At 71.8% G+C, this 12127-nt stretch carries 11 protein-coding genes; 6 read left to right on the forward strand and 5 right to left on the reverse strand.

Annotated features, from left to right (window positions below):
• Positions 1 to 2: 2 nt before the first annotated feature.
• The 3 genes from FRAQA3DRAFT_RS20820 to FRAQA3DRAFT_RS20835 form a co-directional block, all read right to left on the reverse strand.
• Positions 3 to 980 (reverse strand): NAD(P)-dependent oxidoreductase, encoded by a 978-nt coding sequence (locus tag FRAQA3DRAFT_RS20820; RefSeq protein WP_009741025.1) that lies wholly within the window; start codon positions 978 to 980, stop codon positions 3 to 5.
• Positions 981 to 982: 2 nt separating this feature from the next.
• Positions 983 to 2113 carry a DegT/DnrJ/EryC1/StrS aminotransferase family protein gene (locus FRAQA3DRAFT_RS20825; protein ID WP_009741026.1) on the reverse strand — a complete coding sequence of 377 codons (1131 nt, stop codon included), beginning with the start codon at positions 2111 to 2113 and terminating at the stop codon, positions 983 to 985.
• A 1058-nt stretch (positions 2114 to 3171) separates the two neighbouring features.
• Positions 3172 to 4017: a metallophosphoesterase gene (locus tag FRAQA3DRAFT_RS20835; RefSeq protein ID WP_009741027.1), complete on the reverse strand. Its 846-nt coding sequence runs from the start codon at positions 4015 to 4017 to the stop codon at positions 3172 to 3174.
• A gap of 409 nt (positions 4018 to 4426) precedes the next feature.
• Between FRAQA3DRAFT_RS20835 and FRAQA3DRAFT_RS20840 the strand changes: the two genes are divergently transcribed.
• The 5 genes from FRAQA3DRAFT_RS20840 to FRAQA3DRAFT_RS20860 all read left to right on the forward strand — a co-directional run bounded on the left by FRAQA3DRAFT_RS20840 (position 4427) and on the right by FRAQA3DRAFT_RS20860 (position 8655).
• Positions 4427 to 4936: an MSMEG_0572/Sll0783 family nitrogen starvation response protein gene (locus FRAQA3DRAFT_RS20840; protein ID WP_009741028.1), complete on the forward strand. Its 510-nt coding sequence runs from the start codon at positions 4427 to 4429 to the stop codon at positions 4934 to 4936.
• Positions 4937 to 5272: 336 nt separating this feature from the next.
• Complete coding sequence (locus FRAQA3DRAFT_RS20845) at positions 5273 to 6157, forward strand: alpha/beta fold hydrolase (RefSeq protein WP_009741029.1); 885 nt, start codon at positions 5273 to 5275, stop codon at positions 6155 to 6157.
• A gap of 104 nt (positions 6158 to 6261) precedes the next feature.
• Positions 6262 to 7380, forward strand: a complete 1119-nt coding sequence (locus FRAQA3DRAFT_RS20850; RefSeq protein WP_009741030.1) for a YihY/virulence factor BrkB family protein — start codon at positions 6262 to 6264, stop codon at positions 7378 to 7380.
• A 92-nt stretch (positions 7381 to 7472) separates the two neighbouring features.
• Positions 7473 to 8027, forward strand: coding sequence for a phage holin family protein (locus FRAQA3DRAFT_RS20855; RefSeq protein ID WP_009741031.1), 555 nt, complete (start codon positions 7473 to 7475; stop codon positions 8025 to 8027).
• Between the two features lie 85 nt (positions 8028 to 8112).
• A complete protein-coding gene (locus FRAQA3DRAFT_RS20860; RefSeq protein ID WP_009741032.1) occupies positions 8113 to 8655 on the forward strand; it encodes a DUF3618 domain-containing protein in 543 nt (180 codons plus the stop codon).
• A 701-nt stretch (positions 8656 to 9356) separates the two neighbouring features.
• Here the strand turns inward: FRAQA3DRAFT_RS20860 and FRAQA3DRAFT_RS20865 are convergent.
• Positions 9357 to 10541 carry a DUF4407 domain-containing protein gene (locus FRAQA3DRAFT_RS20865; RefSeq protein ID WP_009741033.1) on the reverse strand — a complete coding sequence of 395 codons (1185 nt, stop codon included), beginning with the start codon at positions 10539 to 10541 and terminating at the stop codon, positions 9357 to 9359.
• A 270-nt stretch (positions 10542 to 10811) separates the two neighbouring features.
• Between FRAQA3DRAFT_RS20865 and FRAQA3DRAFT_RS20870 the strand changes: the two genes are divergently transcribed.
• Positions 10812 to 11255, forward strand: coding sequence for an SRPBCC family protein (locus FRAQA3DRAFT_RS20870; RefSeq protein ID WP_009741034.1), 444 nt, complete (start codon positions 10812 to 10814; stop codon positions 11253 to 11255).
• A gap of 40 nt (positions 11256 to 11295) precedes the next feature.
• On the opposite strand, the gene FRAQA3DRAFT_RS20875 is transcribed toward FRAQA3DRAFT_RS20870, so the two are convergent.
• A complete protein-coding gene (locus FRAQA3DRAFT_RS20875) occupies positions 11296 to 12084 on the reverse strand; it encodes a hypothetical protein (RefSeq protein ID WP_009741035.1) in 789 nt (262 codons plus the stop codon).
• Between the last annotated feature and the right edge of the window lie 43 nt (positions 12085 to 12127).

Consider the following 12127-nt stretch of genomic DNA (forward strand, 5'->3'; position numbering starts at 1 on the left):
GGTTACTCCGAGGACGCCGCGGAGACGTCTAGGTCGTCGACGGGCTGGACGGCCTGCGCCGGAGGCCGTCGGTTTGCCAGGTACCACTCGATGTACTGCCGTACCCCGTCCGTGAACGGGGTGGTCGGCCGCCAGCCCAGCAGGTCCAGCGCCCGCCGCGCCGACACCTCCCGGCCCCGGAAGTCGCCGGGCCGGGCCGGCACGTGCTCGATCGCCGTGCCGGGGAAGTGCTGGCACACCGCCTGCGCCATCTCCAGCACGCTGACCGCCTCGGCGCCTTCCAGGGCGATGGTGGCGTTCTCCGCCTCGGGCCGAAGCGCCAGCACATGGGCGTCGGCGAGGTCGCGGACGAACACGTAGTTGCGGAACTGCTGCCCGTCGCCGGCGACGGTGAGCGACTCGCCGTCGAGCGCCTTGCGGACGAACCGGGCCAGCACCAGCTCGTCGCGCATGCCGGGGCCGTAGGGGATGCCGTAGCGCAGGATCGTGAAGGGCAGCCCGTAGGTCTGCTGGTAGCTGTGCAGCAACAGCTCGGCGGCGAGCTTGGTCGAGGTGTAGACGTGGCCGGCGCGCCCGAGGGTGATCTCGGCGTCCTCGGTGAGCGGCGCCGGGTCCGCCCGCTCCCCGACCGCGCCGTAGACCCACACGGTGCTGGCGAACAGCACCCGGCCGACGCCGGCCTGCCGCGCCGCCTCGCAGACATTGCCGGTGCCCTCGACGTTGAGGCGCACCGTGCGCGCCGGGTCGGCGTAGGCGAAGTCCACGTTGGACATGCCCGCGACGTGGAACACCGCCTCGGCCCCGGCCAGCGCCGCGGTCAGCCCCGGCAGGTCGAGCACGTCGACCTGTTGACTTCTTGCCCGCGGGTCACTCGGCCGGGAGTCGACGTCGAGGGAGAGGACGTCGTGGCCGGCATCGAGGAGCCGGTCCACGACGTGGCTGCCGATGAACCCCGAGCCACCGGTAACGGCAATCTTCATGCTCACCCGTCCAGGTCCAGGCTCGCCAGCGCGGCGGCGAAGGAGGTGACCACGTGGTCGGCCTCCGCGTCGGTCATGTCGGAATGGATCGGCAGGCACACGTGCCGGGCGCAGAGATCCTCCGCGACCGGCAGCGAGCGGCCCACGTAGTCGCTGAAGACGGGCTGCTGGTGCAGCGGCGCCTCGTAGACCTCACCGCTGAGCGAGACCCCGTAGCGCTCCTTGAGCTCCTTCTTCAGCCGCGCCCGATCGACGCCGGGCCGGGGCAGGACGATGTACTTGTAGTAGTTGCAGACGTCGTCCGCGGGCACCCGCAGGCGGCTGGCGCCGTCGAGGGCGTCCAGCGCGGCGTCGTAGCGGGCGGCCACCGCGGCGCGGGTCGCGAGGAAATCGTCGAGGTGGCGCAGGTGCACCTTGCCGGTTACGGCATGCATCTCGCTGAGGCGCCAGGCGTAGCCCTGCTTGATGTGGGTGTTGCCGAGGAAGCCCGCCTTGCCCTGGTCGCGGTAGACGAGCGCGGCCTCGTGGATGGCGGGGTCGGCGGTGACGATCATCCCACCCTCGCCGCTGGTGATCAGCTTGGTGGGGTAGAAGGAGAACGCGCCGGCCACCCCGAAGGAGCCGGCGTATCCCTCGCCGTGGCGGCAGCCGTGGGCATGCGCCGCGTCCTCGATGAGCGCGAGGCCGCGGTCGGCGCAGAACGCCGCGAGCTCGGTGATGTCCGGCGGGATCAGGCCGCCGATCTGCACCAGGACGACGGCCCGGGTGTTGGGGGTCACGGCCGCCTCGACGTTGCGGGCGGTCAGCGCGAAGGTGTCCGGACTCACATCCGCGAAGACCGGGGTGGCCCCAGCCCGGAGTACCGCGAAGGCGGTCGCGGCGAATGTGTTGGTGGGAACGACGACGTCCGCGCCCTGAACGTCCAGACTCCGGAGAATGATCTCCAGTGCGGCCGTTCCGCTGCTCACGGCCACCGCGAACGGGGCCCGGTGGGCGGCGGCGAATGCCGCCTCGAATTCATCGGTATGAGCGCCCAAGGTCATCGCACCGGTGGAAAGGATCTCGGTCGTAGCCGACGCGATCTCCGCGCGATCCTCCGGTGAGAAGACGATGCGCGCCGCGGGGACATGCACCTGTTCACCCCTGCCTTCCGAGTTATCCGTGTGAGCGGGCACTGCTCCGGATGCCCCGTATCACCGTGGCGCGCCGATGCGCGGACCCCGGTCGCCCGACACAGCGGCCCTGCCGCGATGTCGGGTCCGCGGGCATCCGCGAGACGGCATCGCCGCGATGCGGAACTCCCCTGGGGGCCGCGACCCTCGCGACCCCACGGCCCCGGATTACGCCAGCCTCCCGCCGGCGCGACCGCGCCCCCTCCAACTCGTCCGGATGTAACGCCCAGCTTTGTCAGTACATGCCCAAAACAGGCTATCGACCCGGGTCGGCGGCGCGGCTACGGCCCACACTGGTTACCTACGAAACATCTCACATCTACCTGAACGTAGCCGAACCTGTCGGCAAAGCGACGCCGACCGTCGGACCATTCGCCCACATCGCCGACGACACCCACTCCGGAACGGATGGTGATCGAACGTGGGTGCCCCCCTCCTCCCCACTGACGGGCCGGACGGCGCCGGGTGCACGGGGCATCGTCGCGCCTCCGATACCCGCTGTGGCATTCAGTCACCCTCCCGTCACCAGTCGCGGGTAGGGCGGATCCATCCGCCGGCGGCCGCCGGCCAGACCCGAGCGGTGGCCCGGCCCACTGCGCGCGACGGGCATCGACCAGACGGGGATCCCCAACCGGGAGAGGCTGATCTGCGGGGCGGGCAGCGCCCCGGCCGACCACCGCGAGACGGGCCGGCCGTGGTCGCCGGACGTCGACACACGTGCCGGCCCGCGGCGCTCGGCCGCCCGGATTCACCCCGGTGGGATGAGCGGCGGCACGGCGTCGACCGAGGCCGGGACGGCGTCGCGAAGGCTCCGACGTAGCAACACTCCGCGTGCGCTCAGACGCAAGAAGTCCCGGTGAAGCCACCTCACCTGACGTACGGGGGGAACGCAGGTGCAGAACTTCACCGGGACTAGCGAAAGTATACGACCCCCATCTGTCGGACGCGACGGGACTAAAGTCACTAACCTGGGACCCTTGCCGTTTGGCACCACAACGTGCTTGACAATGGACGGTTAGCTATCGAACCGCCCGCTGAAAGCTGATCTCGCCACGGTCCGTGTCATACAACATCCAGTGGGACGGCTTGCCGCGTGCCGGCCCGACATTGATCACGAGCGTGGAGGCGCCGGGGATGCCCGCACCGGGCCGGCCGGGGACGGGTGGCGCGCCGGTCGCCGGAGCGACCGAGCGGGCGTCGCCACCGCAGTCCGGACGGGGCACCGGGACCGGCCGGCCGGGCTCGACGAGAAGCGCGCGGACGACCGCCGCCGGCCCCGCGGGCCGCACCGCCGGGCCGTCCGCCGCGCCCCCGCCGCGAACGGTGTCCGACCAGACGATCTCGAACAGGGCCTCCTGGTGGGTGTGCCCCACCACCACGACCGGCACCCGGGGGACGTCCGCGGCGACCGGCACCAGCAGGTCCCGCCCGTCCGCGAGGGCCGGCGGCGCTGCCCCGGTCAGCTCGACCGGACCGCCTGCGGGCTCGGCGTAGCCGGCTGACCAGCGGATCTGATGGCCGTGCAGGCCCACGACGCCGTGCAGGCGGTCCCACTCGGGCGCGTCGAGCAGCACGGCGAGGTCGGCGGGTACCTGCTCGGGGCGCAACAGCTCGCGGATGCGCAGTTCCTGGTTGCCCAGCACCCGGCGGATGCCGGCGAGCTGTGACCACAGCGCCGGGTCCGAATCGACGACCCGCTCCAGCGGCCAGAACCGCGAGGGATCGTGCAGCCGGCGCGGGACCTTCGCCTCCAGGTAGTCGCCGAGGCAGACGATCTCGTCGGCGCCCGCCGCCGCGGCGGCGGCGAGGATCCGCCGCAGGGCCCCCGGCCGGCCGTGAAGGTCGGCAAGCACGGCATAGCGCATCCCATCAGCATCCTCGGTCCGCCGCTGCGCCGCTGCGCCGCTGCGCCGCTGCGCGATCGCCGGTCCGCTGCCGAGCCGTCGCCGGATCCGCCAGCCCACGAGACACTCCAAGACCGGGCAATCGGTACAAAGAAAAAGCCGAATTGGAGTGGATGACGATGCCGTCTGGTCCACCGCGGCCACACCGGGACCATAAAGCACGGGCTTTCCCGCCGATCGCCGTGTTCGTCGCACACCGGAATCAGCGAGGTGCTTGACTGCAACCCGTGCAGCGAGGGATCTCCGCGGAACGTGCCGACGGCCGGTTCCGTCCCGCGTTTTCATCATCGACGACGACCGACGGCGCTTCGGCGACACCGGCGACACGCGATCCGCGCGGTCACGTCCCGGGCCCGATCGAGGAGCGTTCATGGAGCTGACGGAGAACGACCGGCAGAGCCTCAACGAGGTTCCCCATCCGGCGCTTCCGCCGGGAAGCAACCTGTACGGCTCGACCAAGATCTTCCCGGACTACCAGGCCCGCGACGGCGAGTGCTACCTCACCCTCATCCACGGGATCGCGCACGAGTCGTCGGTCAGCTTCGTCGCGATACTGCAGGCCACCCGCGCCCTGCGCAAGGGCTTCGAGTCCGTGCTCTATTTCTACGGACCCGGCGCGATGAACACGATGGCGACCCGGGGATTTCCGCACACCGGCGATTCCGCGTTTCCGGGCGAGCACAATATCAATCACCAGATCGAGACGTTCATCAAGGAGGGCGGGAAGGTCTACGTCTGCCGGTTCGGGCTTTCGCTGCACGGCCTGCGCGAGGAGGACGTCATCGACGGGGTGATACCCGCGCATCCGCTGGACATCCAGGACTGCGTCATCGAATACACCCGGCGAGGCGCGATCATCAATTCCACCTTCATGTTCTGACCGGGCTGGCTGCGCTCGATGCCCCCGGAACGGGTGTGACGTTGCGCTGGCCCGACGGTGTGCGCACCGGCGTGCTGGCCGGTCACACCACCGGCCTCGGCCACGCCTGACCAGGCCGTCGGCCGATCACCGCCGGTCCGCGGGCCACCGGGTAGGTCACACGCGCGTCACGGCTCCATCGCAGCGCGCCAGGTGACGCATCGTCAATCCGACAACCTGCCCGGGAAGGGCCGGGACAGGGGGCGAGCGGTGTTGTATCAGGGTGGGACACGTCGCAGGCCGTCCGGCCGGCGACCGGAGCCACCCGCCCCACGAACCGAACGGCAGAGACCTGGGATGGAAGACGAAGCACCGGCCTGGTTCGAGGCCGCCATTGACAGCCGACCGCAGCGGCACGAGACCGAGGTCGCCGGCGCCACCATCAGCTACCGCTGCTGGGGTGCGGCCGGGCGGCCTGCGATCGTCCTGGTCCACGGCGGCGCCGCGCACGCGGGGTGGTGGGACCACATCGCCCCCCTGATCCCCAGCGAGTACCGGGTCGTCGCCCTGGACCTGTCCGGGCACGGCGACAGCGACCGGCGCGAGGACTACACGCTGAGCACGTGGGCGGCGGAGGTCATCGGCGTCATCGACCACGCCGGCATCACCTCGCCGCCGATCATCATCGGCCACAGCATGGGCGGCTGGGTCACGATCACGACCGCCGCCGAGTACCCGGACCGGGTCGCCGGCATCGTCGTCGTCGACTCCCCCGTCCAGGAGTTCACCCCGGAGGAGCGGGCCGCCCGCGACCGGACCGCCTTCGGGCCGCTGCGGGTCTACCCGACCGCGACCGACGCCCTCGCCCGGTTCCGCACGGTTCCGGACCAGCCGAGCTCGCTGCCGTTCATCATCGACCACATCGCCCGTGGGTCGATCGGCTCGGTGCAGGGCGGCTGGACGTGGAAGTTCGACCCGAAGGTGTTCGGCAACCGCACGCCCTCCCCGGAGGTGCTGCGCAAGGTGCACTGCCGGGTCGCGTTGTTCCGGGCCGAGTACGGCCTGCTGACCCCGGACATCGGGGTGCAGATGTACAACCTGCTGGGCCGGGTCGCGCCAGTGATCGAGATTCCGCTCGCCGGTCACCATGTGATGCTCGATCGGCCGCTGCTGCTGGTCACGGGCATCCGGACCATCCTCGCCGACTGGGAGCACTCCTCCCCGCAGGAACGCACCGACTGAGGGCCCCCGCCGCGGCGGACGCCGCGACGACGGCCCGGAAGGAGGGTTGACGAGGGTCGGACGGGTACATCTGCCGCCATGTCACGACGGCAGGGGAGATCGTCATGAATCCGTCCGCCCTTCTCGGGCACCGCCACGACGACCGTCGGCACCAGACCAGCCGACCGGTGCGGGAGGTCGATCCGCCGGAGCATGGCCCCACGTCCGTCCCCGCGCGGGGCTGGCTCGCCGTCGCGAAGCGGGTGAAGTCGCAGCTCGGCATCCTGTCGATCCCGCTGCTCGCCAGCGGGGTCGCGTTCTGGGCGATCCTGTCGATCTTCCCGGCCGCCATCGCGGTGATCACCGTCTATGGCCTGGTCGCGAGTCCCGAGACGGTGAGCAACCAGATCACCGATCTCTCGGGCTCCTTGTCGCCCTCGACGCGCACGGTGCTGCGGGACTGGCTGACCGGGATCGTCTCGACGAACCCCTCCGGGCTGGGCCTGGGCCTGCTGTTGAGCCTGGTGGGGGTGCTCTGGGCGGTCTCCTCCGGCACGCAGAACCTGATCAAGGCCGTGACCGTGGCCTTCGAGCAGGAGGAGACGCGGGGACCGATCCGGCTGCGGGCGCTCGCGGTCGCGATGAGCCTCGGCGGCGTGGTCGTCGCGGTGCTGGTCGTCGGCGGCATCACCGCCGGCGGCTCCCTGCTGTCCCACCACGTGTCCGACGGGGCGGTGCGGATGCTGCTCACGGTGGTGCAGTGGCTCGTGCTGGCACTGATCCTGCTGGGCGCGATCGCCGCGCTCTACCGCTTCGGGCCGGCCCACACCCCGGCCAACTGGCGGTGGGCGTCGATGGGGGCCGTCGTCGCGACCGTGGCGCTGATCGTCGCCTCGGTGGCGTTCTCGTTCTACGTGCGCGCCTTCGGCCACTACAACAAGACCTACGGCGCGCTCGGCGGCGTCGTCATCCTCATGCTGTGGCTGTACTACGCCGTGACGGTCGTGCTCGTCGGCGCGCTGCTCAACGCGGAGGCGGCCCGCGAGGCGACCGGCGCGACCGCGCCCGAGACCTATCCGGAGTCCTCCCCCGTCGGCGTGCGCCGCCCCTGGGACCGGCCGGAATCCGACGACGAGGCCGATCGGGACGGGGAGAAGGCCGCCGGCCGCCCGGCGGGTGCGGCGGGTGCGGCCGATCGGATCAGGGCGGGTATTCGTTCCAGGCGCCGCGACAGGCGTGGTTAAGCGGCCCAAGGGGGGGAATTCCGCAGACCACACGATGTTCCACGGGTGCCGCCACGCGGACGCCCCGCCAGGAGAACCCGCGAGGAGATCCCATGACGAGCACATACCGTCAACAGCCGGATATCACTGCCGATCCGTACCCGGACAATATTAGCGCGTACCGAGGCGGTGCCGACGGACATGCGCCGGACGAGGCCACCCACGTGCTGCGGACCCCGGCAGCGCCCCTCACCACCCCCGAGCGCCACGACGTCGAGGGGCGCGCCGCGGGCCGCGGTTCGACCGGACACCTCGTCTCCGAGGTCGTCACGGACATCTCCACGCTGTTCCGCCAGGAGGTCGCCCTCGCGAAGGCGGAGGTCCGCGAGGAGGCGAAGAAGGCCGGCAAGGGGGCCGGCATGTTCGCGGGCGCCGGCGGCGCCGGGTACTTCGCGCTGCTGTTCGCCCTGCTGGCCGTCATGTTCGGGCTGGGTGAGGTGATGGCGCTCGGCTGGGCGGCCCTCATCGTCACCGTCGTCCTCGGCGCCGTCGCGGCCGTGCTGGCCTTGAAGGGCCGCTCCACCGTCCGCAAGGTCCACCCCACCCCGACGCAGACCGTGGAGACGCTGCGCGAGGACGTCCAGTGGGCGCAGAGCCTGCGCAAGTAAGCCCGTCCCTCCCCGTTTTCGCAGCGCAGACCCCGACAGCGCAGACCGCAGCAGCGCAGACCGCAGCAGAAAGGCCAGGTGGGCAGTGACCAGCACGAGTCCGGATGAGATCCGGTCCGACATCGAAGCGACCCGGGCGCGGCTCGGCGAGGATCTCGACGAGCTCTCCGACCGTGTCAGCCCGCAGAAGGTGGCCGGGCGCACGGCGCAGGACCTCCGGCGCCGGGTGAGCTCGGCGACCGAGACGGTGCGGCCGAAGGTGGCCGCGACGGCGGGTACCGCCACCGAGAAGGCCCGCCAGACCGCAGACCAGGCCAAGGCGACGGTGCGCCGCCAGCTCGACGCGCACCCGCAGGTCACGGCGACCGCGCAGCGGGCCCGGGAGACCGCTGGCAGCGCCGCCGGTTCCGCCAGCCAGACGGTCCACCGTCAGCTCGACGCGCACCCGCAGGTCGCGGCGAAGGTGAGCCAGGTGCGCGACACGGCGGGCGGGGCGGTCAGCGCCGGCCGGCAGAAGGCCGCCGCGAATCCCAGGGTCACCGGCTCTGCGGCGGCGGCCGCGGCGCTGCTCGCGCTGCTGCTGTTCGTGCTGCGCCACCGGCGCCACGGCACGGAGGCGCTCGACTGACGACCCTCGCCGGGAGATCCGGCCACGGACGCCCGGGCACGTGTGGGACTGACCCCACGTGCCCGGGCGTTTTCACGCCTCGGGCGGCCCAGGACGGCTGACCGGCCTGGGGCTTGTGTCGATTTGTGGTCCGTCTGCGGGGTTCGCTGTCGTGGCGAGGGGTGATCCGGTGGATTGTTCTGGATGACGCGGGTGCAGGTGACGGATGAGGAGTGGGGGTTCCTCGAGCTCTATCTGCTGATCGGCGAGTTCGGGCCGTTTCCAGGGTGGTTGCGGTGGTGGTTGCGGTCGGGTGGGCAGTGGCGGGAGATGCCGCGGGAGTTCGGTGCCCGCCCGGCTGTCCACAGCCGGTTCCGGTGGTGGTGGGACGTCGGCGTCGACGTCATCGCCGCCCGCCCCGACACGGCGCCGCCGACACGGGCATGCTCGTCCCGCGGCACCCGTGCCTGCCTGCGTAGACGCCACATCACCGCGGCCATCCCGGACAAGGCCGACCAGGCCGCCCACCGGAAGAAGAAAGGGCTGCAAGGGTGGCCGCGGGGGACGACACGAGGGCTGACCCATCAGCGCCGGTCGGACCTCAGCGCGGCGAGCACGCAACCGCGCCACACGCCCGAACCCCGACCCGACCCGACGATCACGGTGTTCCGCGCAACCATGCCACGCCGCCCGATCCCAGCCCCAGCTCGACTCTCAACAATTCAGGACGGCGCGGCACGGTCGGCGGGGTCCGGCGCCGGCGCCGGGTCCGGCACGCGGTACCGGATGCGCAGGTCGCGGATCCGGCTGTCCCGGTCGATGCGGATCTGTTCGCGGTCGACGGCGACGTCGGCGAGGTCGGCGGCGACCCGCAGCGAGGTGCCGATCTCGTCTCGGCGCTGCACGTACTGGCCGTAACGATCCGCGGCGCCCTCGGCCAGGGTCTGGGCAAGCTCGCCGCGGCGACGCGCGGTCTGGCCGATCTGCTGGGCGTCGACCTCGTCCGTGGTCTCCCCCCGCCACTGGACGAGCCGCTCCCGGCGCCGCAACGCCGTCTGCTCCAGCGTTCGCTTGAACATCAGCGGGCCGAGGTCGATGCCGAGCAGCAGCAGGGTCAGCACCGTCCGCCACAGCAGCACGGAGCGGTCGGCGACCGTCAGCCGCCAGAAGGCCTTCTCCCGGATCAGCAGGTCGTCGGCGGCGTCGACGGTGGCGGCCTGCTGGTCGCGGAAGTGCGCGCGGCGGGTGTCGCGGGACCGGTCGAAGGCGTCGAGACGGGCCTGGGCGGCGTCGCGCTGGCGGGTCGCGGTGGTGACCGCCGCGGTCGCGGCGCCGAGCTCGCCCAGCTTGATCCGGTACACCGGACCCTCGCCGCTCAGGCAGCCGTCACCCCCGGTGAGCTGGCAGTTCACCTCGGCGGTCTTGCCGGTGACGAGGGCGTGGGCGCTGTCCAGCGCACGCTGGCCGGCGGCGAGGTCGTCGCGCAGGACGCGCTGCTCGCCGAGCTGGTTGGCATCCCAGCCGCGCAGCACCCGGCCGAGATCCTCCTGCCGGATCTGGGTCACCCGCGGCGCGATCGACGGCGCGAAGATCCTTAGCAGCAGCGTCTCCCCGACGAGCAGCGCGGCACAGACCGCGATGAAGATCCGCATGGCGGTGGCCGGCCCGGCCCGGCCCACCCGGACGGTCCCGTCCGACCCGTAGCGGTATGGCCGCGTGGACAGCAGCACCGACCGGTCGAGGAAGAAGATCACCGTCGCGTAGAACAGGCCGAACGGGAGCGCGCCGAGGGTCGAGCGGTGCAGGCCCATCCCGGCGACCGTCGCCCCCGCGTAGGTGGCGAGCCCGGCGGTCAGCAGCATCAGCGCACCGGCGGTGACGAAACGGGGCCGGTCCTGCGGCTCCACCGCGCGGCTGTCCGCACCGGCGCAGAAGACGAGGAGATCCCCGAAGGCCCGCGGATACCCTGGCCATACGCGAGAAATCGGCCTACCCCCTCGTCGGAGCCCGGATGGCCGCGGCCGGTCTCGGGCCCGCCACCAGCGTCCCCCGCAATGTAACTCTAAGTAATCGTGCCGGCCATCCCCTGACGGTGATCGGGCGGCCCGGGTGCGGCGCCCGGGGCTGGCGTGCGAATCTGACCGGAGCGGACGACCGGCAGCGAGGGAGGAACAGCGGTGGCACAGATCAAGGTCGTGGTCCAGCGGGCCGTGCCCGGCACGCCCGAGCAGATCGTCGCCAAGCTCGCCGACTACCAGGGCGCCCGGGCCCGGTCCTGGCCGGAGAACGTCTCGGAGTACCGGGTGCTGGCGGGCGGCACCGGCGCGGGCAGCCGGATCGCCTACCGGCTGCAGGCCACCCGCAAGCGGGTCCGCCAGATCGACGCGACGGTGTCCGCACCGGAACCGAACACCCTGGTCGAGGCGGACCAGAACTCCTCGCTGCAGACCCGGTGGCAGGTGGCGCCCGGGGCCGGCGAGCGGCAGAGCACGGTCACGGCGACCACCACCTGGAACGGCGCCGGCGGGGTCGGCGGCTTCTTCGAGCGCACCTTCGCCCCGATCGGGATCCGCCGGCTGAACACCGCGGTCCTGGACAAGGTCGCTGCCCTTCCGGGCTGACCCCCGGCGCGCCGGATCGGCGGCGGACCGGGTACCACTGTTACCAGACGCGGGCCAGAACGTTGCTGACGTAGCCGTTCATCCGGTCGAGCTTGGGTTTGTCGGCCGGATCGGCGGCGGACAGTTCGCCCTGGGCCCACTGCGCGGCCCAGGTCGGGACATTGTGCGCGGCAATGACATAGAGCCAGTTGTGGCCCCAGCGGTTGGAATCGAATCGTTCCCGCATCGCCCGGGCGGTGGAGTCGAGCGCCCAGAAGGGATCGAGCGCCCGGGCGGTGGTGATCTCGGGAAGCGTGGTGTTCCACTGGCAGAGCCCAAAATCCGAGTTGGTCCAGTAACCGACCGCCCCCGGGTCCCAGTTGCTCTCGATGGTGGTGATGCCGCGCAGCAGTCCGCGGGGGACCGTGTACTTCAGCGCGTAACGGTCCGCAATTGGCATGAACAGCGCGTACGACGTCTCCTTGTTGACGAATCCCGCCGGGCTGCGCTCGACCGCCGGCAGGTACATGTCACGGTTGATCACGGGCTGGAGCTTTTCCTGGAAGGCGACGACGGCGGCCCTGGTGGCGGCGGTGAAGCGGCCGTCGGTGGGCACCGGAGTGCCCGGCCCGCCGTGCCAGTTCAGCGCCCGGCTGATCGCGGTGACGCCGGCCCGGACGGCGAGGATGTCCGCGTCGGTGCTGCCGGCGGGCGGGGCCTCGCCCGCGCCGACGCCGTAGCACCGGCCCGGCCCGACGGCGGATCCGCCGCCCGCCGGGGCCAGGGTGCCGCCCCGGCCGTCCGTGGGCCAGGCGCCGCGCCCGACCCGGGTCCGCTCCTGTGACGCCACCGCCGTCCCCTCTCCCGCCGGGCGTGCGCACCGGCGCCGCGCC

Source organism: Frankia sp. QA3 (genome assembly GCF_000262465.1).
Classification (GTDB): domain Bacteria; phylum Actinomycetota; class Actinomycetes; order Frankiales; family Frankiaceae; genus Frankia.